The following is a 21771-nucleotide window of genomic DNA, read 5'->3' as shown; positions in this document are numbered from 1 at the left end:
GCTGCAGTTGCGTTCTTGCGCGTTGCCACGACGGACGCCTCCCTGTGACGACTCGCAGATCACGTTACCTGCAGCAACGCCCCTTCGCCCATGGGCGCGCAGCCCGCAACCGCATGGCCTAAAAATGGCCCCGGCACAAGTACTTGGCGTGGACAACTGATCAGCACGGTAATAGCGTCCGAGCACGTTGTGGGCGGGCGGCGCGGCCTGACCTCTTGGTTTGCGCGCCCTCCTTGCCGCAAACGAGTGGGGGTCGACGATGAGTGCAGGCTCGATCTTCGTTTGGGAGTTGCTGGGGACCGCGGTCCTCATCCTCCTGGGCACCGGTGTCGTCGCGAACCAGGTGCTCAAGAACACGCTCGGCAACAGCACCGGGTTCCTGTTCGTCAACGTCGGCTGGGCCTTCGCGGTCTTCACCGGCGCGAGCATTGCCAACCCCAGCGGAGCGCACCTGAACCCGGCGGTGACCCTCGGTCTCGCCATCGCGGACAAGACGCCGTGGGGCGACGTTCCGGTCTACGTCCTCGGGCAGATGGTCGGCGCGATCATCGGCGCGATGCTCTGCTGGGCCACGTACAAGCTGCAGTTCGACACGCACGACGAACCGCAGAACACCCTGGGGATCTTCTCCACCGGGCCGACCGTGCCCAACGCGCCGTGGAACCTGGTTTCCGAGATAATCGGCACGTTCGTCCTGGTGGCGTGGATCCTGTTGTCGCCGGGGGCGAAGGTGGCGACCGACGGCGTTCCGCAGTTCGGCAACTCGGCGCTCGGCTATGCGGGTGTCGCGTTCGTCGTGCTGGTGATCGGTACGTCACTCGGTGGCCCGACCGGTTACGCCATCAACCCGGCGCGTGACCTCGGTCCGCGCATCGCCTACGCGTTCCTCATGCCGATTCGCAACAAGGGCAACGCCAACTGGGGCTACTCGTGGGTCCCCGTCGTCGGCCCGCTCGTGGGTGGCGCGCTCGCCGCGTTGCTCTACCTGGTTCTCCCGGTCTGAAAGGACTTCCCGCAATGACCCAGTACGTGGCCGCGATCGACCAGGGCACCACGTCGACGCGTTGCATGATCTTCGACCACTCGGGTCGGGTGGTGTCGGTCGACCAGAAGGAGCACGAGCAGATCTTCCCGAAGGCGGGCTGGGTGGAGCACGACCCGATGGAGATCTGGCAGAACACCCGCCAGGTCGCCGCCGGTGCGCTCGCCAAGGCCGACCTGACCACTTCGGACATCGCCGCCGTCGGCATCACCAACCAGCGCGAGACCGCCGTGGTGTGGGACAAGAACACCGGCGAACCCGTCTACAACGCCATCGTGTGGCAGGACACCAGGACCGACAAGATCGTCCAGGAGCTGGGCGCGCTCGGCGGCGGGCAGGAGCGGTACCGCGCCAAGGTCGGCCTGCCGCTGGCGACCTACTTCTCCGGTCCCAAGGTCCGCTGGATCCTGGACAACGTTTCCGGTGCCCGAGAGCGTGCAGAAGCCGGCGACCTGCTGTTCGGCAACATGGACACGTGGGTGCTGTGGAACATGACGGGCGGCACCGACGGCGGCGTGCACGTCACCGACCCGACGAACGCCTCGCGCACCATGCTGATGAACCTCGACACGTTGCAGTGGGACTCGTCGATCGCCGACGACATGGGCATCCCGATGTCGATGCTGCCGGAGATCCGGTCGTCGTCCGAGGTCTACGGCCAGGTCCGCGAACGCGGTGCGCTGGCCGGCGTGCCGATCGCGGGCATCCTCGGCGACCAGCAGGCGGCGACGTTCGGCCAGGCCTGCCTGGCGCCCGGCGAAGCCAAGAACACCTACGGCACCGGCAACTTCATGCTGCTCAACACCGGCACCGAGAAGGTGATGAGCGAGAACGGGTTGCTCACCACCGTCTGCTACAAGATCGGTGAAGCGCCTGCGATCTACGCCCTGGAGGGCTCGATCGCGGTCACCGGCTCGCTGGTGCAGTGGCTGCGCGACAACCTCGGCATGATCTCGTCGGCCGCGGAGATCGAGGAGCACGCGCGGTCGGTCGAGGACAACGGTGGAGCGTACTTCGTGCCCGCGTTCTCCGGACTTTTCGCGCCGTACTGGCGTTCCGACGCCCGTGGCGCGATCGTCGGCCTCACCCGGTTCGTCAACAAGGGCCACCTCGCGCGGGCCGTGCTGGAGGCGACCGCGTTCCAGACGCGCGAGGTGCTCGACGCGATGAACGCCGACTCCGGCGTCGACCTGACGGCGTTGAAGGTCGACGGCGGCATGGTCGTGAACGAGCTGCTCATGCAGTTCCAGGCGGACATCCTCGGCGTGCCGGTGATCCGGCCGGTCGTGGCCGAGACGACCGCACTGGGCGCTGCCTACGCGGCCGGTCTCGCGGTCGGGTTCTGGAAGACCGAGGACGACATCCGCGAGAACTGGGCGCAGGACAAGAGGTGGGAGCCGCAGATGGACGACGCCCGCCGCACGTCCGAGTACGCGAACTGGAAGAAGGCCGTCACGAAGACCTTCGACTGGGTCCAGGACTGAGATGGATGAAGGGCTCCTTCATCCACGTGAGGTGGAGGAAGGAGCCCTTCATCGACCTAGGCCGGGGCGGGAGTTGCGTGCACGATCACGTTGTCGCGGGTGCCGCACGTGATCAGCCGCAGCCCCTGCTCGTCCGCGTCCCTGGCAACGGCCTCGGCGAAGAAGTCGTCGCGGATGATCCGCTCTGAGCGGCTCACCGTGAAGCGGGCGACTGATCCGTCCTTTTTGGACACTTCGATGACGTCGCCCTGCGACAGGTCGTTCAGCCGGTAGAAGACGCCTCTGGCCTTGTTGCTCTCGATCCGCCCGACGACGATCCACTGCTGTGGATGCGTTTGGCGCCAACCGGCCTGCATGCCCTCGCTGGCGGGCGGCATCTCGACCACGCCCTGCGGGTCCAGGCCGAGCTGGACCAGCGACGATCGCACGCCGATCCGCTCGATGCGGAGCTCCATCGGATCGGACTTGCCGAGCGGCGAGACCACCGGCGGCGGCGCGCTGTCGCTCGTCGCCGCCGTCGGCTTCGGTGCCGGCCCCTGCGAGCAGGCGGTGGCCAGCGCCACGCTCAGCACCGCGATCAAGACACGAGTCCCCACGAGCTAATTGACGCACATGCGGTGGGTTAGTTGCTCGTCCAACCAAAACGGGGCCGAACCGTGATCATGGTCACGCCGTGCCGCCGCCGCCGGTCTGCGGAGCGCCCTTCGGCTTGACGATCGGCGGCTTCGGCTTGGGCGCCGGGGTTCCCGGCGGCGGTGGCGTCGCGGATGCCTTGATCGTGAACTGGTTGACCACCGGGCCGCCCTTGAGGCAGGGGATGGTGGCCGTGTAGGTGCCGGGGGTGGTGATGGCCGTGGTCTCGCCGACCACCCGGTCGCCGTCGCCGTGCACCTGGGTGAGGTTGGCCGGGGCGGTGAACCCCTCCGAGGTTGCCGGAACCCAGCACTTGTAGCCGTCTTTCAGGCTGATCCTGATCGTCTCGCCCGGCGCGTACACGGCCTTGTCGAGGAACGAGTCGCTGCGCGGCGGCACGATGGTGAAGTCCGTGGTGCCGACCTCGGTGGTGTCCTTGCACTTCAGCGTCGCGGTGTACGTGCCGGGTGTGGTGACGACCTGGCCACTCAGCGAGCCGAGGTTGAACGACGCGAAGCCGGGCGAAGTCAGCGACACGGGACCGCCCGGACAGGTGTCTGCCTTGATCGAGACGGCGAAGGCGGCGCCGGGGTGTGAATCCCAGAGGAGACTGAACACCGGCTTGACGGGCTCCTGCGCGCCTGCCATCGGCGTGAGCGCGAACGCCGTGCCGAATGCCAGGAGCAGGGCTGCCGATCTCTTGATCCCCCTCATGTTTTCCTCCCTCAGATCAGCGTCGCGTAGACGATGATGTTGTCCCGGTAGCCGCGGGCCGCCTGGTCGTAGCTGCCCCCGCAGGTGATCAGCCGCAGCTCGGGTTCGGTCGTGTCGCCGTAGACGGCCTCGGTGGGGAAGCTGTTCTTGGCGATCTGCTCGGTCCTGCGCACCCGGAACCTGGCCGTGGCGCCGTCCTTCCTGGACACCTCGACCTCGTCGCCCGCACCGAGCTCCTTGAGCCGGAAGAAGATTCCCGGCTGCTTGTTGCCGTCGACGTGGCCGAGCAGGACGGCGGGACCCGACTCGCCAGGGGTGCGGGCGTGCTTGTACCAACCGGCCTGCATCGGCTGCTCGACCGGCGGCACCTCGACCGTCTCGTCCGGGTTCAGCCCGAGCGGGACGAGCGAGGACTTCGCGCCGATCTTCGGGATGCGCACCTCGGTCGGTTCCGACGGCGGCAGGCCCCTGTCCGCGTCAACCGGTGTGGTGGTCGGGACGGTGGTGCTCTGCGGCTGCTGGGTGGGGAGCGTGGCGTCAGGAGGTGAGGCACAGCCGGTCAGCAGCGCCAGTGCGACGAACATCCCCCAGAACGAACGCATGCCCCGAACACGCTCGTGTCCGGGGCATGGTTGCCTTGCGTACCGCTTTTACCTAGTCGAGGTCGTCGTGCCGCATGAGCTGCCGGCCGGACTCGGTGATCGAGCCCGACAGCGACGGGTACACCGAGAACGTCGTCGCGAGGTGCTCGACGGTCAGCTGGTTCTGCACGGCCAGCGCGATCGGCAGGATCAGCTCGCTCGCGTTCGGCGCGACCACCACACCGCCGATGACGACACCGGTCGCCGGGCGGCAGAACAGCTTCACGAAGCCCCGGCGCAGGCCCTCCATCTTGGCCCGCGGGTTCGTGGCCAGCGGCAGCATGATCGTGCGCGCGGGCACCTCACCCGAGTCGATCGCCTGCTGGCTGATGCCGACGCTCGCGATCTCCGGGTTGGTGAAGACGTTCGCGGCGACCGTCTTGAGCTTGATCGGGCTGACGCCCTCGCCCAGCGCGTGCCACATCGCGATGCGGCCCTGCATGGCGGCCACGGACGCGAGCAGCAGCACACCGGTGCAGTCGCCGGCCGCGTAGACGCCGCTGACGTTGGTGCGGCTGACCCGGTCGACCGGGATGTAGCCGCCGCGGCCGAGCTCGATGCCGATCTTGTCCAGGCCGATGTCGGTGGTGTTCGGCACGGAACCGACGGTCATCAGGGCGTGCGACGCCTCGATCGTGCGACCGTCTTCCAGGTGGATCAGGACACCGTCGCCGGTGTTCTCGACCCGGTCCGCGCGGGCGTGCTTGACGACGGCCGTGCCGCGCTCGGCGAACACGTCCTCGAGCACCGCGGCCGCGTCGGCGTCCTCGTGGGGGAGCACCCGGTCCCGGCTGGAGACCATCGTCACCTTCACGCCCATCTCGGTGTAGGCGGAGGCGAACTCGACACCGGTCACACCGGAGCCGATCACGGCGAGGTGCTCCGGCAGTTCGGGCAGGTCGTAGATCTGCCGCCAGGTGAGGACCCGCTTGCCGTCCGGCTCGGCGCCCTCGAGCACCCGCGGCGTGGCGCCCGTTGCGATGAGCACCACATCGGCGTTGAGAACTTCTTCCTTGCCGTCCGAGCTGATGGCGACGACCTGGTGCTGGGCGAGCCCGCGCGTGTCGTCGACGAACTTCGCGCGCCCGTTGATCAGCCGCACGCCCTCGCGCTGCAGCCGGGCCCGGACGTCCGCGGACTGCGCGAGCGCGAGGCCCTTCACCCGTCCGTGGACCACCGGCAGGTCGACCGCCGCGTGCTCGTTGTTGGTCTGAATGCCCAGCTCACCGGCGTTGCGGAAGGCACTGCGAGCGCCCGCGGAAGCGATGAACGTCTTCGAGGGCACGCAGTCGTACAGGACGCACGCACCACCGGCCCCGTCGTTCTCCACCACGGTCACGTCGGCGCCGTGCTGCGCCGCGACCAGGGCTGCTTCGTAACCTGCGGGTCCGCCGCCCATGATGACGATGCGGGTCACGATCATTCCCCTTCTGCGCGCTTGCTGGCCGGGCACAACCGTACGCGTTGGCCGAATCGCCCGTGTCGTCAGTACCGAAAGCTGATCGTTGGGTCGCTACGCTGTCGGACGTGCCGCTCTATGCCGCGTACGGGTCGAACATGGATCCGAACCAGATGATGGAGCGAGCCCCGTACTCCCCGCTCGCGGGGACCGGCTGGCTCGTCGGTTGGCGTCTGACGTTCGGTGGCGAGGACCTCGGCTGGGAAGGCGCTCTCGCGACCATCGTCGAGGAGCCTGACCAGCAGACGTTCTGCGTCCTCTACGACGTCTCGCCCCGCGACGAGTCGCGCCTCGACCGGTGGGAGGGCGCGCTCGGTCTCTACAAGAAGATCCGGCTGCGGGTGCAGACACTCGAGGGGTCCGTGGTGGCCTGGCTCTACGTGCTGGACGCCTACGAGGGCGGGCTGCCGTCCGCCCGGTACATCGGCGTGGTGGCGGACGCCGCCGAGGCCGCCGGGGCGCCCGACGACTACGTGAACGACCTGCGCACCAGGCCTTGCCAGGGCATCGGCCCCTAGATCGCGCAGGGCAGAAGCCTCGTCCACCCGGCACGCTGATCTCCCGCACGCGGGGGCCTTTCGTGCGCTCAGAGCGTACGAAAGCTTCCCGCGTGCGGTCTGAACAGGTGGATGGGCCGCGCTAGGAACCCGTGGCCTCCGCCAGCAGCTCCACCAGGTGGTGGTGCATGCGGCGGTAGTCGACCGGCGTGATGGTCGACCAGGGCGGCTGGCCCTCGGTCGCCCGGCGCATCTGCAGATACCGCCCGGACGGCGTGTCGTAGAAGGCGACGACCCGGTCCGGCCGCACCCGCTTGCCCCACTTGTCGCGCGCCGCCGCGCCGAACTGGCCGCGGTTCGTGGCGTCGCGGACCATCTCGGCCAGCGTCTGGGCGTCGTCGCCGCGCAGGCTGCCGCGCAACTTGGCCACCAGTTCTTCCGGTGACGAGGCTGAGGCGGCCGCTGCGTCCAGGTCGGCCGACGGCAGGGTGATCGAGTGACCCTCGCCGGCCGGGGCGGTGGGGAGGGCGGTGAGGGCCTCGCGCGGCAGTCCACCGGCCTCGGCTGGGCGCAGCACGAGCTGACCACCGTCCAGCACGGCCAGCACGCCTGCCTGGCCCTTGCCGGCGGCCAGCAGGCGGACGCTGCGCTCGGCCAGCCACATGCGGGCGTCGATCTCCTGCTGCGGGCGGTTCAGCACGTGCAGCAGGTCTTCGAGGGTCGGGTCGAGCGAACGCGGGCCGCCCAGGCCGCGGGCACCGAGCTGGCGCCAGACCTGGTCCTCGATCTCCCTGCGTTCCTCGCGGGTCTTGCCCGGTGACGGCACCTTCAGCACCAGAGGCATCGTCTCCAGGCCGAGGTGCTCCCAGAGCACGTCGAACTCCAGCGTGGAGATGATCACCGGGTCGCGCGTGTCGCTCGTCCCCATGTCCAAGCCCAGCACAGTCATCAGTCGGTCGTGCTCTCCCCGATCACCGGCAGCGAGTAGCTGCCGACGCCGTAGATGTCGTCGCGTTCACGCAGGTAGTCGGCGGTCTTGTGCTCCAGGTCCTCCTCGTCCTCACCCTTGCGCGGGCCCATGCCGCCGAAGGGGTCGAACGACTGCGGCATCGGCACGGCGCGCTGGTGGACCCGGTCGTTGCCGGACGAAGCACCGACCGTGCCCAGCGCACCCATGGCCGAGCCGGAAGCCGAAGCCACGCCGGCCGCACCGCCGTGACCCGGCATCGGGCCGATGGCGGCCGACGACGCGGCGGTCGCGCCCTCTTCCATCTGCTTGGGCTCACCGGACGTGGACTTGCCGGAACGCTGGCCCGGCACGCCGGCACCCGCGAGGCCCGTGCTGCCGGGACCGGACGTGCCCGTCGACGACACCGAGGTCGTCGAGCCTTTCGAAGCGGATCCGACCGGCGTCGCCGTGCCCGAGGTGCGGGTCGAGGAACCTGGCGCGGGCGTGCCACCACGGGGCGGCGGAGGAGCACCGGTGACGCGCGAGCCAGAACCGGTGCGGCCGCGCGTGACGCCGCCAGTGGCGCCCTGCGGGCCGACGAACAGGGTTCCGGCCGTGCCGATCTGGGTGCCGCCGCCGTGCACCACGCCGGTGCCGCTGATCTGCAGCTGCGGCGGCTGGCTGAACTGGCCGAGCGTCGAGGTGTTCGCCGTCGTGGACGACGCGTAGGTGCTCATGACCTCACGGGCACGGCGCTCGGCCGCGTCCTGGGCGGCCTCCTGCTTCTCGTGGTCGGTCTGGCCGCCGAAGAGGTGGGTGAGGCCGGTGACCAGGGCGCCCGGCTGTTCCGCGGTCACCTTGACCGGGGGCGGCATGTCCGCGCGGGCCTTCGAGATGTGACCCGCCTGCAGCTCTGCCGAGTAGCGCATGACGTCCGCGCCGGTGCGGGCGCTGTCCGCCCAGGCGGCGATCGGGTTCAGGCCGGCCTGCGCCATCTCGGAGGCCTTGCCCTGCCACCTCGCGCCGGACAGCGTGATGCCGTTGTGCAGGTCGTCGTTGATCTCGGTCAACGCGGCCGACACGCCCTGCCAGCGCTGCATCGACGCGAACGACGCCGACGGGCCGGGACCGGCGTGGATGCGCTCGTACAGTTCCTTGTGGCTGTAGCCCTGCCAGCGGTGTTCGGCCATGTCAGCACCCGCTCTTGTTCATCATGCCGGTGTTGTCGCCCTCGACCACCTGGTACTGGCGCTCGATCTGGTTCAGGTTGTCCATCGCCGTCTTGAGCTGCTTCTGGTAGTTCAGCAACGCCTGCAGCGCCGAGTCGCCGTCGGAGATCGACCGGTCGTTGAACCTCTCCGCGGCCTCCTGGCTGACCGGGTCGCCCGCCCACGGCCGCACCCGGAACTCGGTGATCGCCATCTCGATCTGCTTGTCGAGCTTGGTCAGCGCGGCGGAGAAGGTGTTGCGCAACGCCGGGATCGCCCCTGGCTCCACGTTCAGCTGGTGGCTGACGGGTGGCGAGGCGTCGGCCCCGCTGCGTCCCCCTGGGGGCATGGTGCGACCTCCGGCGGTTGTGCGTACAAGCGCTTGGCCACTCTAACCACCGAAGGTAACGCTGGGGAGTGCGATCAGTGACATCCGCCCGTGTGGGTCAGCGCTTCTGGAGCAAACTGGCCATCGCCGCCTCCGCCACCCGCTGCGCGCCCAGACAAAGATGATCTTGTTGTGGCGCAGTGGAATTCCCGCCGTCGCGGAACATGACGTCGAGGAACTGGCCGTCCGCCACGTCGATCTCCACGTTGCAGACGTCGTCGAGGTCGGGTGTGCGGACAGTAATCGCCGCAAACCCCTCGATCGCGCCCACCGTGTACTCCACCTGGGCGTTGTCGGAGAGCCACACGTCGGCACCGGACGCCAGCACGAGCGCGAGCCTTGCCACGTTGCCGCTGGTCGTGCTGCGGATCGTGCACGCCTTGGCACCGCCGAAGCTCGTCTCGACGTACGCGCTGGGCGGGTTGTCGAGACTCAACGCCATGCGCTGCTCCTTGGTCAGCACCGCGCACGGGTCGACGTTGTCCAGCGGGACGGCCCGTGGCCGCTGCGGGAAGTCGATGGGCGCGGACGAAGACGTGGGTGGTGGCGGTGGCGGGCTGTCCAGTGCACTGGTGGCAGGTTCAGCCGTGCACCCGGCCAGCGCCACCGCGACGATGAGGAGCGCCGTGATCCGCATGGCCGGTCACCGTAGCTGTTCGGGGTGCGGGTCCGTCGCCAGCCGTGACCACAGCAGCTCGTCGACGCGCTGGTCATCGATGATCGTCTCGTCGCGAAGTCGACCCTCCAGGGTGAACCCGCACTTCTCCGCCACGCGCTGCGACGCCGTGTTGAACACCGAGTGCTTGTAGATGATCCGGTGCAGGTCCATCGCGCCGAACGCCCAGCCCAGCACGGCGTTGAGCGCCGTCGGCAGCACGCCCTTGCCGCGGTGCGCCGGGTGGGTCCAGCAGGTCACCTCGGCGAACCCGAACTTGAGGTCGATGTTGTGGAGCACGATCCCGGCGACCAGGTCCGCGGTGACGGCCTCGCACACCGCCCACGACCAGCGGTAGTCCTTCGCCCAACCGTTGGTCATCAGCATGATGAACAGCTCAGCGGTCGAGGCGTCGTCGATGGACAGGCGGTTCATGTACCGCTTGGTCTCCGGGTCCGCGTAGATCTCGACGAGCGCCGGCACGTCGTTGACGCGGTCGTCGTTGCGGAAGGCGCGCAGGTAGTACTCGCCTGCGTTGATCTCGACTGGCTCCACGGCCCAGAGGCTAATCGCCTGCGGTGAACCCGTCGTGCCGGTCCGCCAGATCGTCGAGCTCGGCCCGGTGCGCGGACGCGGGCGTGCCGTCCGGTGCCGTGGTGAGCTCGATCACCCAGTCCACGTCCTCGGCGTCGTCCTCGCCCGCCAGCATGTCGCGGTGCACGACGCACGGCCCCCAGCCCTCTTCGAGGAGTTCCGCCGCCAGTTCCTCGGCCTCGTCGCGGTCGGAGAGGATCAGCAGCACCGTCGGCGGGATCAGCCCGCGCACCGCCAGCGCCGTCCGCAACGCCGCCGTGTCCGGCACGTGCACGCCGTCCAGTCCGGCGGCGCAGGCTGCCTGCGCGTTCTCGGCCGAGTCGTCGCAGAACACCGCGGTCTCGTGGCCGAGTTCGGCCAGCACCCGCCGGAAGATCGCGGGATCCGGCTTCGCGACGCCGAGCCGGGCCGAGTTGAAGACCGCGTCGAACTCCACGTCCAGCTCGAGCTCGGCCAGGTCCGCCTCCAGCCGCGTGGTCGCGTTGGACAGCAACGCCACAAAGCACTGCTTCCGCGCGGCCCGCACCAGCGCCAGCGCCTCGGTGATCACTTCACCTGGCGCCGCGGCCCAGCCCTGCCCGACCTCCTGCCGCCACTGTTCATCGGTGATCTCACCGGTGACGGCACGCTGCAGCAACGACGGTTCGAACGCGACCTCGGCGATTTCCGCGGGCAGGGGAGGGAACCTGCGCAGCACGCCGTCGAGATCGAGCAACAACAAGGGTTTCAGCGCCGGCGTCCGTTCCACTGGCCCCACAGGATCGCCACGGCGGGGATGAGCAGGAAGATCAGCGGGTTCCTCAGCACCGCGAAGAACAGGATCACCACGGCGACCCCGACCACGGGCACGACCGCGCCCTCCCACCGGCGGGCCGGCGCCCTGGACGGCTCGGGGAACATCGCCATCGGCGTGACGAACTGGGGACGCGGGTCCGGCAGGTCGTAGAACAACGACATCAGCTCACCGCGGGTCTTCGCGGTGGTGATCTTCGCGGACCGCTCGCCGTACTCCTCGATGTCGATGCGGCCCGCGCTCATGTGCTCGCCGAGCACCTGCAACGCCTGCTGGCGTTCGGTGTCGCCGATGCGGATGTCCCTGGACGGGTCGCTCACACCACCAATCGTAGGTGAGCGACCCGACCGGTCAGTCCTTCAGCTCGCAGATCACAGTGCCCTGGGTGATCGGGTCGCCAGGCGCGGCCGCGAGACCCGTCACCGTGCCCGCCTTGTGCGCGGTCACCGGGTTCTCCATCTTCATCGCCTCGAGCACCACGATCAGGTCGCCGGCCTCGACGGTCTGCCCGTCCTCGACGGCCACCTTCACGATCGTGCCCTGCATCGGCGCGGCCACCGCGTCACCCGACACCGCCGCGGAACTGCCACCCGCGCGCTTCGACTTGGGCTTCTTCGCCGCAGCGGCCGGGCGAGCGGCACCGACGGCGAGGTCACCCGGCAGCGACACCTCGAGGCGACGGCCACCGACCTCGACGACGACGGTCTGCCGCGGGGTTTCCTCGTCAGAAGCCTCCGCAGCACCTGCGAACGGCGCGATCTGGTTGTCGAACTCGGTCTCGATCCACCGCGTGTGCACGGTGAAGCCCTCGGGCTTCTCGGCGGTGAACGCCGCGTCGCGCACGATCGTGCGGTGGAACGGCAGCACGGTCGCCATGCCGTCGACGACCATCTCGTCCAACGCCCGCCGCGCCCGAGCCAGCGCCTCTTCGCGGTTCTCGCCGGTGACGATCAGCTTGGCCAGCAACGAGTCGAACTGCCCGCCGATCACCGAGCCGGTCTCGACACCGGCGTCGACGCGGACACCCGGACCGGACGGCGCGACGAACGACGTCACCGTGCCCGGCGCCGGGAGGAAGCCGCGACCGGCGTCCTCACCGTTGATCCGGAACTCGATCGAGTGTGCGCGCGGCGTCGGGTCTTCGGTGTGCTTGAGCTTCTCGCCCGCGGCGATGCGGAACTGCTCGCGCACCAGGTCGATGCCGGTCGTCTCCTCCGACACCGGGTGTTCGACCTGCAGGCGCGTGTTGACCTCGAGGAACGAGATCGACCCGTCCAGGCCGACGAGGTACTCGACCGTGCCGGCACCGTGGTAGCCGGCCTCCTTGCAGATCGCCTTGGCGGAGCTGTGGATCGTGGCGCGCTGCTCGTCGGTCAGGAACGGCGCGGGCGCCTCCTCGACGAGCTTCTGGTGCCGGCGCTGCAGCGAGCAGTCGCGCGTGCCGACGACGATCACGTTGCCGTGCTGGTCGGCGAGGACCTGCGCCTCGACGTGCCGCGGCTTGTCCAGGTAGCGCTCGACGAAGCACTCGCCGCGGCCGAACGCCGTGACTGCCTCGCGCACCGCGGAGTCGAAGAGCTCCGGGATCTCCTCCATCGTGCGCGCGACCTTCAGGCCACGACCGCCACCACCGAACGCGGCCTTGATCGCGACCGGCAGCCCGTGCTCGGACGCGAAGGCGATGATCTCGTCCGGACCGGAGACCGGGTCCTTGGTGCCGGGCACCAAAGGCGCCCCCGCGCGCATCGCGATGTGCCGCGCGGTCACCTTGTCACCGAGGTCGCGGATCGCCTGCGGGGTCGGGCCGATCCAGATCAGGCCCGCGTCGATCACCGCCTGCGCGAAGTCGGCGTTCTCGGACAGGAAGCCGTAGCCGGGGTGCACCGAGTCGGCACCGGACTGCGCCGCGGCGGCCAGCACCTTCTCGAACGACAGGTAGCTCTCGCCCGGCGTGTTGCCGCCGAGCGCGAACGCCTCGTCGGCGAGCCGGACGAACGGCGCGTCGCGGTCGGGGTCGGCGTAGATCGCGACACTGGCCAGGCCGGCGTCACGGCAGGCGCGGATGACCCGGACGGCGATCTCACCGCGGTTGGCGATGAGGACCTTGCGCAGCGACACGGCGTCGTACCTCCTGCTGGACCGGTAATTACGGCTCTGGCTGGTGCCGCAGTCTACGGAAATCGGTGAACTCCGAGAGGGAGAGACGGCTCACTTCACATCCATCCTGAGCCCATCCGCCACAATCTGCGACGTGGGTGGATCCAGGTCCGTGCAGGTGACTGCCGTCGCCGCTGCCGTGGTCGTCGTCGCAGGGCTGGTGTTCGCCTATTTCCAGCGGCCGAACAACACCGATTCAGGTCAATCCGGCACCGACAGCGGAATGCGCTGCGGTACCACCGTCTGCCAGGTCGTCATCGGCAAATCGGTCGGCAAGGACCTGGTCGAGCTGCTCGCCGGCACCGGCGGCGGGCGGATCAGGGTGACCGGCGAGTCCGGCCCGTTCATCTTCGAGATGACCATCGCCGAGTCCGGCGCGACGGTGAACGACAAGTCGTTGCAGTGCGCGGAGGCGGCGGTCAGCGTCTGCCTGGTGCGCGGGCCGGCCAACGGCAAGTGGCTCGGCGAGGTGCTGATCCGCAAGGACGGCACGTGGTCGCGCGCGCAGACCGCCTACCAGGCGACTGCCGGGTACATCGGGCTGCACGACGTCAACGAGGACGGCACCGCGGACATCGTCACGGCCCAGCTCGGCTGTGGCGGCCAGTGCAACAACGCGTTCGTGCAGGTGTTCTCCGCGGTCGGGCCGATCATCGGCTGCACGAGTCCGGCGCCGGCGCGGGAGCAGCTCGCTGGCTGGCCCGCACCGGCGCCGAAGATGTCGCAGATCCGGCCCTGTGCCGCTTAGGCGGTCACGAGTTCCTTCTCGGTCGAGGAAGGCTCCTCGATCAGACCTTCGGTGCGCGCCACCAGCACCGGCACGGTGATCTGGCCGGCCACGTTGGTCGCGGTGCGGATCATGTCGAGGATCGGGTCGATCGCGTAGACCACGGCCACCCCGGTCGCGATCACCTGCGGCGGCAGGCCCACGACGCTCAGCGTCAGCGTCAGCATCGTGTACCAGCCGGTGGTTCCGGCGGTGGCCAGCGCGCCGAACACAGCGACGAGCACGATGCCGACGTACTGCCACACCGAGAGCTGGATGCCGAACAGGTTCGCGATGAAGATCGTCGCGACAGCGGGGTAGACCGCGGCGCAACCGTCCATCTTGGTCGTCGTGCCCAGCGGCACGGCGAAGTTCGCGTACTCCTGCGAGACGCCGAGATCCGTGGCGGCCTTGCGGGACAACGGAAGCGTGGCACCCGACGAGCGCGAGACGAAGGCGAACTGGATCGCCGTGCCCGCCTTGCGGAAGAACTCGATCGGCGAGGTCTTGCCGACGAACTTCAGCAGGACCGGGTAGACGACGAACAGGATGATCCCGGTACCGACGTACACCGCGAGGATCAACGAGAACAGCGGCTTCACGAACGAGTTGCCGTACGACGCGACGGCGTTGCCGATGAGACCGAAGATGCCGATCGGCGCCAGCAGGATGATCCAGCCGACGACCTTCTGCACGATGTCGAAGAACGAGCGGACCAGGTTCGTGAACGGCGCGGCCTTCTCACCGAGCGCGTAGGCGGCGAACCCGACCAGCACCGCGATGAACACGACCTGCAGCACCTCGCCTTCGGTGAAGGCGCTGAAGATGTTGGTGGGCACCAAATTGTCGAGCAACGCGTTCCACGAACCGGACGCGCGCTTGGCGAGCTTGTCGACCGCACCGGCGGCGGGCTCGATCTGCACGCCCTGGCCGGGCTTGATGATCGCGGCGACGGCGAGGCCGATCAGCACGGCGATGAACGACGTGATGGCGAACCACAGGAACGTTTTGCCGCCGAGGCGGGCGGCGGTGCGGCCGCCACCGAGGTTCCGCAACGACGCGATGCCGACGACGATCGCGGTGAACACCAACGGAATCACGGTCAGCTGCAACAGCGCCGTGAAGGTGGAACCGATCTTGGCGAGCACGGGTGCGAGCCACGTGCCCTTGCCGAGCCAGCCGGCGAGCGCGCCGAGCACGAGGGCGCCGAGCACGGTCAGGCCGAAGACCTTGGGTTTGCGGTACGTCTGGACGAACGACACTGGAACATCTCCGTTTGCAGGGATGAGCGAAAAGGGGCCGGGAGCGTCAGCTCCGACAGCCCGTGCTCGTCCTGCGTGCCAGGTCGATGTGCCTGCGACGCGTCAAGTACTCGTTCACCGCTAGCCCCCAACGCCGGCGTTGAGGGCAGTCTTCCCTGATCAGGGGAAGTGTGACCAGCACTACCAGAGTGTGGACACCCGGACGGCTGCGGCTACCAGAGCGACGAGACCGGCACGCCCACTTCGCCGAGCAGCCTGCGGGTCAGCGGCAGGCTGATCCCGATGACGGACGAGTGGTCGCCGTCGATCCCGTCGATGAACCAGCCACCGCGCCCGTCGATCGTGAACCCGCCCGCGACGTGAAGTGGCTCACCCGTCGCGATGTACGCCTCCAGCTCGTCGTCCGACGGCGTGCCGAACCGCACGATCGTCGCCTCGGCGGCAGAAGCCTTGCCGATCACCGCGCCGCCGGAGACCCGCAACACGGTGTGCCCGGTGATCAGCGAGCCGCTCTTGCCGGCGACCCGCCGCCACCGTTCCCGCGCGACCTCGGCCGTACCGGGCTTGCCCACGAGTTCGCCCTCGAACAGCAGCATCGAGTCGCAGCCCACGACGACGCACTCGGAGTCGTGCTCGATCGCCTCCGCCTTCGCCGCGGACAGCGCGACGACGGTCTCCTCTGGCGTGGGGTTGGCGAGCGACGCGACCAGCGCGTCCTCGTCGACGCCGGACACGCGGACGACGGGCTCGATGCCCGCGGCGCGCAGGACGCTAAGACGGGCGGGTGACTGGGAGGCCAGGATCAGACGCACCAGCGGAGTCTTGCACGCCCGTTTCGCGCCTCATCAGCACCGCCGCGGTCACCCCGACGACGGTGGACGCGACCAGCATCAGCAACGCGCCGCGCGTGGCCGTGGTGAAGTCGCCCGTCGCGGCCAGCACGACCTGCAGCACGGCACCGGTACCCGCGCTGCCGAGCACGCCGCCGAACTGCCGCGAGGTGTTGTAGATGCCGGAGCCCGCGCCCATCAGCACCGGGTCGAGCGTCTTCGTCGCGATGTTGGTGAGCGGCGCGTAGACCATCCCCATCCCGGCGCCGACCACGACGAGTGCGGGCAGCAGCAACCACGGAGACCCGCCCAGCTGCAGCGTCAGCACCGCGATGCCGCCCCCGAGCAGCACGAAGCCGGTGATCGGCAGGTACTTCGCGCCGGGCCCGTTCGACAGCCGTCCCGCGAAGAACGCGACGACGCCGGACGTCAGCGAGGTCGGTGCGGTGAGCAGGCCGGCCTCGAACGCCGACAGCTTCGGCACCGTCTGCACGAACAGCACGAGCGGCACGAACAACCCGGTGACGGAGAAGCCGATGATCACGTTGGCCACGTTGCCGAGCGAGAAGTTCCGGTTGCCGAAGATCCGCAGCGGCAGCAGCGGCTCGGTGTTGCGGCCCGCCGCCTGCCAGAGCACGAACACGACCAGCAGCACCGCGCCGGTGACGATGATCTCGGTGATGTTGATCGGACCGGCGACCCTGCCCCAGCCGTAGTGCTCGCCGTTCTGCACGCCGAAGACCACCAGCCCGAGCCCGAGGCAGCAGAGCACGATGCCGAGCACGTCGAACCGGTGCGACCGGCCCGGCTGCCAGTCCGGCACCCAGCGCAGCACCAGCACCAGCGCGACCACGCCGAGCGGGAGGTTGACGAAGAAGATCCACTCCCAGCCGAGCGTGGTGACGAGCAGTCCCCCGAGCAGCGGCCCCGACACCGTCGCGAACCCGGCAACCGACCCCCACACGCCGAGCGCGGCACCGCGTTTGTGCGGCGGGAACAGGTGCGTGATGAACGCCATCGTCTGCGGTGTCATGGCCGCGGCGCCGAGTCCCTGCACGGCGCGGGCGGCGATGAGCAGTTCGGCGCTCGTGGCCAGCCCGCAGGTCAGCGAGGCAAGGACGAAGATCGTGAGGCCGGTGAGGTAGACGCGCTTCGGCCCGAACCGGTCGCCCAGCCTGCCGGTCAGCAGCAACGGCACGGCGAACGTGAGCAGGTAGGCGCTGTTGACCCAGATGATGTCGTTCAGCGACGCGCGCAGACCGTCGATCATCGCGGGCATCGCGACGTTCACGATGGTCGTGTCCAGCAGGATCATGAAGAACCCGACGCACAGCGCCGAGATGGCCCGCCAGCTTTGAGTAGTGCTACTGATGCGCGATCACCCCGTCCGTCGGCACCCTCGACAGAGTGAAGCGCTGGGTGCTTGTCCTCACCGAACGCGGTTCCGATCGCGAAGGCAAGCGCAGACGGATCGCGGCACTGCTCATCGGCCTGTGCGCCCTCGTCGGGTCGTGGGCCGTCGGCAGCGTGCTCGCGAGCGATCCCATCGGCTACGGCGTGCCGATCTGGCCGTTCGCCGACCGGATCGACCGTGCCGAGAACGCGCTGTTCAGCCAGGTCGTCCCGGCGGTGCGCGGCAACCTGCCGCTCAACCTCGCGAACGTCCAGGTGTTGCGCAGGACCGACGTGTACGGCAGCGAGTTCTGGACGTTGAAGCTCGAGGTCGACGGCGAGACCCGCTGTCGCGAGGTCGCCGTCGGCCTGAACGTCAGCAGCCGCCGCGTCTCGTGCGGCAGTGGCTGACCTCTAGGTGACTGTGCTCCTAGGTTTCCTAGTGAGCGGGAATATGGCGAATTGGCTACCTGCTGGCTGACGTTGTGGCCAGCAATTTCACCTGTTCTGCTGAGCGCCGCCGATACGAGTAACGCTGGTCTCCGGCATAGCGAAGTCATCCTCGTACGGCAACCGCCGCGCGTGCTGAGGTTGACCTGCCTGCCGCGCTGAAGTGAAACAGGATGTCATGGCTACCCATGTGAATCTAGATGCGCTGATCCCTCGGGAAGACTTCGAGGCGGCTGCTGACGAGATGGTCGCTCCCGCGTCGTTGACCACGACGATGAAGATCTCGGATTTGGGTGCTGAGAACATTGCCTACACCGTGCTCCGTAAGCCGGACTTTCAGCGTGAAACCGCCAACTGGACTCCGGAGAAGGTTGCTGAGCTGGTCAACAGCTTTCTGGAGGGTGACCTGATTCCGTCGGTGATTCTCTGGCGCTCGCCGTCCAGCGGAAGCATCTTCGTGATCGATGGAGCACACCGGCTGAGTGCCCTGATTGCGTGGGTGCAGGACGACTATGGTGACAGTCATGCATCGCTGAGGTTCTTCGACAGCGTCATTCCGGATGAGCAAAAGAAAGCGGCCGATGCCACGCGGAAGTTGATCGACGCGACGGTCGGGTCGTACAAGAAGCTCAGTGCTGCCCTGCGTAATTCTGACACCGTGCCGAAGGAGCAGCTCAGGCTTGCGCGAAACATGCATGCGTTCGCGATTCACTTGCAGTGGGTGCAGGGTGAGGCAGAGAAGGCAGAAAGCTCGTTCTTTCGTATCAACCAGAAGGCGACTCCGATCGACCAGACCGAGTTAGACATGATTAGGGCTCGGCGTAAGCCGAACGCGCTGGCAGCCAGGGCCTTCATTCGGGCCGGCACGGGGCACAAGTACTGGTCGGGCTTTAGCGGTGAGAAAAAAGAGGAAATCGAGAGGATTGCAAAGGAGGTTTATGACCTCTTGTTCAAGCCTTCGCTGGACTCTCCGATAAAGACCGGCGATCTACCCGTTGCCGGGCGCGGGTACTCCGCGGACAGCGTCCGAATGGTTTTCGAGCTGGTCAACTTCGTTAACGACATTCATCCGGAGACATGGCGCGAAGATCGTGAGGACGAAGGAAAGAAGAGGCGTAGCAGAAAGACGGTCGATCCATCGCGCGAGCCTTTGGCTGATGATGTTGAGGGAGATGCGACGCTGAAGTGCATGCGTGCCGTTAGGAAGGTGGCTACTCGCGTATCGGGTAACTTGCCATCTTCGCTTGGGTTGCATCCGGCGGTGTACTTCTACAGTGCGACCGGACGTTTCCAGCCTGCGGCGTTTCTTGCGACAGTTGAGCTCATTCAGGACCTCGAAAAACGTGGCAAGCTGAGGGAATTTACTTCCATGCGGGCGCGGTTCGAGGAATTCCTAGTCGAGTACAAGTACTTCCTGAATCAGCTCGTCCGACGCTACGGGAGTTTGCAGAAATCGGTCGCCCCTATGCTTGCCATGTACCAAGCGATCTTGAACTCCGTGCACGCGGGTCGGTCCGGGAACGACATTGTGCAAGACTTGAAGAAGTTGCCCGCGCTCGAGAAGACGATCGAAGTGCTGACGGAGGAGGATCGCAAGTTTGGTCCGACTTTCTCCGGCAAGACGAAAACGGCGATCTACCTGAAGTCGGCGCTGGAGCGAGCGGAGCGTTGTGGTATCTGTGGTGCTCGGCTCTCCGCCAATTCTGCGACGGTTGACCATATAGTGCGCAAGCAGGACGGCGGGCTCGGTACGCCAAGCAACGGACAACTCTCTCATCCATACTGCAACTCGGGCTTTAAAGAGTCAGGGCAAGCGCTGTTGTTCAGCGCGAGCTAAGTCGCACTAAGTATCGCCTGTGGTGGTTCCGATTCCGCAACGCCGGAACCACCACAGGCTCCTAGCCGGGGAAGCCGGACGCCTTCCAGGCACCCGGCCCGTGCTGCAACGGCCTGCGCACCCGGCGAGCCGGGTTGGCCCACTCCGAACGCCGCGCAGGCTTGTCCTCGACGGGCACGGCCGCGGCCAGCCCGGCGACGACAGCGGTCAGTGCCGCCAGTTCGTGGTCGTCCGGGGTGCCTTTGACGACCCGGAGCAGTGGCTGGTCGGCGGTCACAGCGGGATGTTCCCGTGCTTCTTGGGCGGCAGCGTCTCCCGCTTGTCCCGCAGCATCGACAGCGCCCGCGCCACGTAGCTGCGGGTGTACGACGGCGGGATCACCGAGTCGACGTACCCGCGCTCAGCGGCCTGGTACGGGTTGCACAGCGTGTCCTCGTACTCCTGCTGCAACTGGGCACGCAGCGCGTCGACGTCCTCGCCGTTCTGGGCAGCAGCCGCCAGAGTCTTGCGGTGCACGATGTTCGCCGCACCGGAAGCACCCATGACGGCGATCTGCGCGGTCGGCCACGCCAGGTTGATGTCGGCGCCGAGGTGCTTGGAGCCCATGACGTCGTACGCGCCGCCGTACGCCTTGCGCGTGATGACGGTGACCAGCGGGACGGTGGCCTCGGCGTACGCGTAGATCAGCTTGGCGCCGCGCCGGATGATGCCGTTCCACTCCTGGTCGGTGCCGGGCAGGAAGCCGGGCACGTCGACGAACGTCAGCACCGGGATGTTGAACGCGTCGCAGGTGCGCACGAACCGCGCGGCCTTCTCGGAGGCGTCGATGTCGAGGCAGCCCGCGAACTGGGTGGGCTGGTTCGCGACGACACCGACGGAGTGCCCGTCCACCCGGCCGAAGCCGACCAGGATGTTCGGCGCGAACAGCGGCTGGACCTCGAGGAAGTCGCCGTCGTCCAGAACTCGACTGATGACCTCGTGCATGTCGTACGGCTGGTTCGCCGAGTCCGGGATGAGCGTGTCGAGCTCGCGGTCGGTGTCCGTGATCGAGTCGCTGACCGAGCCCTCGGTCAGGGTGCCCTCGAACGCGGGCGCGTCGCTCAGGTTGTTCGACGGCAGGTACGACAGCAGTTCCTTGACGTACCCGATCGCGTCTTCCTCGTCGGTGCCGAGGTAGTGCGCGTTGCCGGACTTGGTGTTGTGCGTGCGACCGCCACCGAGCTCCTCGAACGTCACGTCCTCGCCGGTGACGGTCTTGATGACGTCCGGGCCGGTGATGAACATGTGCGAGGTCTGGTCGACCATCACCACGAAGTCGGTCAGCGCGGGGGAGTAGACGTGGCCACCCGCGTTGGAGCCCATGATCAGCGAGATCTGCGGGATCACGCCGGACGCGCGGACGTTGCGGGTGAAGATCTCGCCGTAGAGGCCGAGCGAGACGACGCCCTCCTGGATGCGCGCGCCGCCGCCCTCGTTGATGCCGATGATCGGGCGGCCGGTCTTGATCGCCAGGTCCATGATCTTGACGATCTTCTCGCCGTAGACCTCGCCGAGCGAGCCGCCGAAGACCGTGACGTCCTGGGAGAACACGCACACCGGGCGGCCGTCGACGGTGCCGTAGCCCGTCACCACGCCGTCGCCGTACGGGCGGTTCTTCTCCTGGCCGAAGTTGGTGGACCGGTGCCGCGCCAACTCGTCCAGCTCGACGAACGAACCGGGGTCGAGCAGGAGGTCGATGCGTTCGCGGGCGGTCTTCTTGCCCTTCGCGTGCTGCTTTTCGACCGCGCGTGCCGAGCCGGCGTGAACCGCCTCGTCGTTGCGCCGGTAGAGGTCAACGAGCTTGCCCGCGGTGGTGTGGACGTCCGGGACGCCTGATGCGTCGGTGGGGACGTGCCCGATCGGCTCGGTCGCACTGCTCATGGGCTCGCAGCCTAACGAGAGCATTGCTGAACTGCCCCGTGCAGTTGTCCAGGTCACGGCAACCTGTTGGCAATCTCTTGTCGCACGTACTCTCTCTCGT

The 21771-nt window shown here is 67.9% G+C and carries 23 protein-coding genes; 6 read left to right on the top strand and 17 right to left on the bottom strand.

What is annotated here, in order from left to right; genetic code table 11:
* Positions 1–259 precede the first annotated feature (259 nt).
* Positions 260–1003: an MIP/aquaporin family protein gene (locus DI276_RS18130; protein WP_112264826.1), complete on the top strand. Its 744-nt coding sequence runs from the start codon at positions 260–262 to the stop codon at positions 1001–1003.
* Positions 1004–1017: 14 nt separating this feature from the next.
* Entirely contained in the window at positions 1018–2526 is a 1509-nt protein-coding gene (gene glpK, locus DI276_RS18125; RefSeq protein ID WP_112264823.1) for a glycerol kinase GlpK, read from the top strand.
* 56 nt (positions 2527–2582) lie between these two features.
* On the opposite strand, the gene DI276_RS18120 is transcribed toward glpK, so the two are convergent.
* The 4 genes from DI276_RS18120 to DI276_RS18105 all read right to left on the bottom strand — a co-directional run bounded on the left by DI276_RS18120 (position 2583) and on the right by DI276_RS18105 (position 5931).
* Positions 2583–3122 carry a sortase domain-containing protein gene (locus DI276_RS18120; protein ID WP_157984784.1) on the bottom strand — a complete coding sequence of 180 codons (540 nt, stop codon included), beginning with the start codon at positions 3120–3122 and terminating at the stop codon, positions 2583–2585.
* Positions 3123–3192: 70 nt separating this feature from the next.
* Positions 3193–3873 (bottom strand): hypothetical protein, encoded by a 681-nt coding sequence (locus DI276_RS18115; RefSeq protein WP_112264818.1) that lies wholly within the window; start codon positions 3871–3873, stop codon positions 3193–3195.
* 11 nt (positions 3874–3884) lie between these two features.
* Positions 3885–4475, bottom strand: coding sequence for a class F sortase (locus tag DI276_RS18110; protein ID WP_112264816.1), 591 nt, complete (start codon positions 4473–4475; stop codon positions 3885–3887).
* Between the two features lie 52 nt (positions 4476–4527).
* Entirely contained in the window at positions 4528–5931 is a 1404-nt protein-coding gene (locus DI276_RS18105) for an NAD(P)H-quinone dehydrogenase (RefSeq protein ID WP_112264999.1), read from the bottom strand.
* A gap of 110 nt (positions 5932–6041) precedes the next feature.
* On the opposite strand from DI276_RS18105, the gene DI276_RS18100 reads away from it, so the two are divergent.
* The gene (locus DI276_RS18100) at positions 6042–6491 is read left to right on the top strand and encodes a gamma-glutamylcyclotransferase family protein (protein WP_045317832.1); all 450 of its coding nucleotides are present in this window, start codon (positions 6042–6044) and stop codon (positions 6489–6491) included.
* Positions 6492–6612: 121 nt separating this feature from the next.
* Here DI276_RS18100 and DI276_RS18095 read toward each other — a convergent pair whose 3' ends face one another.
* From DI276_RS18095 to DI276_RS18060, 8 genes are all read right to left on the bottom strand, one after another.
* Positions 6613–7419 carry an ESX secretion-associated protein EspG gene (locus DI276_RS18095; RefSeq protein WP_112264814.1) on the bottom strand — a complete coding sequence of 269 codons (807 nt, stop codon included), beginning with the start codon at positions 7417–7419 and terminating at the stop codon, positions 6613–6615.
* The gene (locus tag DI276_RS18090) at positions 7419–8609 is read right to left on the bottom strand and encodes a PPE domain-containing protein (protein ID WP_112264812.1); all 1191 of its coding nucleotides are present in this window, start codon (positions 8607–8609) and stop codon (positions 7419–7421) included. Before DI276_RS18090 ends, DI276_RS18095 begins: the two co-directional genes overlap by 1 nt.
* Position 8610: 1 nt before the next feature.
* A complete protein-coding gene (locus DI276_RS18085) occupies positions 8611–8976 on the bottom strand; it encodes a transcriptional regulator (protein WP_112264810.1) in 366 nt (121 codons plus the stop codon).
* A 97-nt stretch (positions 8977–9073) separates the two neighbouring features.
* Positions 9074–9652 (bottom strand): DUF3558 domain-containing protein, encoded by a 579-nt coding sequence (locus tag DI276_RS18080; RefSeq protein WP_112264808.1) that lies wholly within the window; start codon positions 9650–9652, stop codon positions 9074–9076.
* A gap of 6 nt (positions 9653–9658) precedes the next feature.
* Positions 9659–10225 (bottom strand): GNAT family N-acetyltransferase, encoded by a 567-nt coding sequence (locus DI276_RS18075; protein WP_157984783.1) that lies wholly within the window; start codon positions 10223–10225, stop codon positions 9659–9661.
* A 10-nt stretch (positions 10226–10235) separates the two neighbouring features.
* Complete coding sequence (locus tag DI276_RS52160; protein WP_232836735.1) at positions 10236–11012, bottom strand: HAD-IA family hydrolase; 777 nt, start codon at positions 11010–11012, stop codon at positions 10236–10238.
* Entirely contained in the window at positions 10991–11377 is a 387-nt protein-coding gene (locus DI276_RS18065; protein ID WP_112264800.1) for a DUF1707 SHOCT-like domain-containing protein, read from the bottom strand. The genes DI276_RS52160 and DI276_RS18065 overlap by 22 nt, the downstream gene beginning before the upstream one ends.
* A gap of 31 nt (positions 11378–11408) precedes the next feature.
* On the bottom strand, positions 11409–13175 hold the full coding sequence (locus DI276_RS18060; RefSeq protein ID WP_112264798.1) for an acetyl/propionyl/methylcrotonyl-CoA carboxylase subunit alpha: 1767 nt from the start codon (positions 13173–13175) through the stop codon (positions 11409–11411).
* Between the two features lie 133 nt (positions 13176–13308).
* Here DI276_RS18060 and DI276_RS18055 point away from each other — a divergent pair, with 133 nt between their 5' ends.
* Positions 13309–13962 (top strand): hypothetical protein, encoded by a 654-nt coding sequence (locus tag DI276_RS18055; RefSeq protein WP_157984782.1) that lies wholly within the window; start codon positions 13309–13311, stop codon positions 13960–13962.
* On the opposite strand, the gene DI276_RS18050 is transcribed toward DI276_RS18055, so the two are convergent.
* The 3 genes from DI276_RS18050 to DI276_RS18040 all read right to left on the bottom strand — a co-directional run bounded on the left by DI276_RS18050 (position 13959) and on the right by DI276_RS18040 (position 17405).
* Positions 13959–15242 carry a dicarboxylate/amino acid:cation symporter gene (locus DI276_RS18050; protein WP_112264794.1) on the bottom strand — a complete coding sequence of 428 codons (1284 nt, stop codon included), beginning with the start codon at positions 15240–15242 and terminating at the stop codon, positions 13959–13961. The two genes, DI276_RS18055 and DI276_RS18050, sit on opposite strands and share 4 nt — an antisense overlap.
* 212 nt (positions 15243–15454) lie before the next feature.
* Positions 15455–16054 carry a Maf family protein gene (locus DI276_RS18045; protein WP_112264997.1) on the bottom strand — a complete coding sequence of 200 codons (600 nt, stop codon included), beginning with the start codon at positions 16052–16054 and terminating at the stop codon, positions 15455–15457.
* A complete protein-coding gene (locus tag DI276_RS18040) occupies positions 16014–17405 on the bottom strand; it encodes a DHA2 family efflux MFS transporter permease subunit (protein ID WP_269814273.1) in 1392 nt (463 codons plus the stop codon). Before DI276_RS18040 ends, DI276_RS18045 begins: the two co-directional genes overlap by 41 nt.
* Positions 17406–17479: 74 nt before the next feature.
* Between DI276_RS18040 and DI276_RS18035 the strand changes: the two genes are divergently transcribed.
* Together DI276_RS18035 and DI276_RS18030 are read left to right on the top strand one after the other, a co-directional pair.
* Positions 17480–17875: a hypothetical protein gene (locus tag DI276_RS18035; RefSeq protein ID WP_112264781.1), complete on the top strand. Its 396-nt coding sequence runs from the start codon at positions 17480–17482 to the stop codon at positions 17873–17875.
* A gap of 217 nt (positions 17876–18092) precedes the next feature.
* Positions 18093–19751: an HNH endonuclease family protein gene (locus DI276_RS18030; RefSeq protein ID WP_112264995.1), complete on the top strand. Its 1659-nt coding sequence runs from the start codon at positions 18093–18095 to the stop codon at positions 19749–19751.
* A 61-nt stretch (positions 19752–19812) separates the two neighbouring features.
* Here DI276_RS18030 and DI276_RS18025 read toward each other — a convergent pair whose 3' ends face one another.
* Entirely contained in the window at positions 19813–20028 is a 216-nt protein-coding gene (locus DI276_RS18025; RefSeq protein WP_112264779.1) for an acyl-CoA carboxylase subunit epsilon, read from the bottom strand.
* On the bottom strand, positions 20025–21671 hold the full coding sequence (locus DI276_RS18020; protein ID WP_112264777.1) for an acyl-CoA carboxylase subunit beta: 1647 nt from the start codon (positions 21669–21671) through the stop codon (positions 20025–20027). The genes DI276_RS18025 and DI276_RS18020 overlap by 4 nt, the downstream gene beginning before the upstream one ends.
* Between the last annotated feature and the right edge of the window lie 100 nt (positions 21672–21771).

The sequence above is a fragment of the Lentzea terrae genome (genome assembly GCF_003265345.1).
In the GTDB taxonomy this organism is placed as follows: Bacteria; Actinomycetota; Actinomycetes; order Mycobacteriales; family Pseudonocardiaceae; genus Lentzea; species Lentzea terrae.
Note: the sequence above shows the minus strand (reverse complement) of the source record. Positions and strands in the feature narration are given on the sequence as shown.

What these genes read in the sequence shown, in the direction of transcription:
- DI276_RS18130 (WP_112264826.1), top strand. Translation starts at nt 260, where the DNA reads ATGAGTGCAGGCTCGATCTTCGTTTGGGAGTTGCTGGGGACCGCGGTC.
- glpK (WP_112264823.1), top strand. Translation starts at nt 1,018, where the DNA reads ATGACCCAGTACGTGGCCGCGATCGACCAGGGCACCACGTCGACGCGT.
- DI276_RS18115 (WP_112264818.1), bottom strand. Translation starts at nt 3,873, where the DNA reads ATGAGGGGGATCAAGAGATCGGCAGCCCTGCTCCTGGCATTCGGCACG.
- DI276_RS18110 (WP_112264816.1), bottom strand. Translation starts at nt 4,475, where the DNA reads ATGCGTTCGTTCTGGGGGATGTTCGTCGCACTGGCGCTGCTGACCGGC.
- DI276_RS18095 (WP_112264814.1), bottom strand. Translation starts at nt 7,419, where the DNA reads ATGACTGTGCTGGGCTTGGACATGGGGACGAGCGACACGCGCGACCCG.
- DI276_RS18090 (WP_112264812.1), bottom strand. Translation starts at nt 8,609, where the DNA reads ATGGCCGAACACCGCTGGCAGGGCTACAGCCACAAGGAACTGTACGAG.
- DI276_RS18085 (WP_112264810.1), bottom strand. Translation starts at nt 8,976, where the DNA reads ATGCCCCCAGGGGGACGCAGCGGGGCCGACGCCTCGCCACCCGTCAGC.
- DI276_RS18080 (WP_112264808.1), bottom strand. Translation starts at nt 9,652, where the DNA reads ATGCGGATCACGGCGCTCCTCATCGTCGCGGTGGCGCTGGCCGGGTGC.
- DI276_RS18030 (WP_112264995.1), top strand. Translation starts at nt 18,093, where the DNA reads ATGGCTACCCATGTGAATCTAGATGCGCTGATCCCTCGGGAAGACTTC.
- DI276_RS18020 (WP_112264777.1), bottom strand. Translation starts at nt 21,671, where the DNA reads ATGAGCAGTGCGACCGAGCCGATCGGGCACGTCCCCACCGACGCATCA.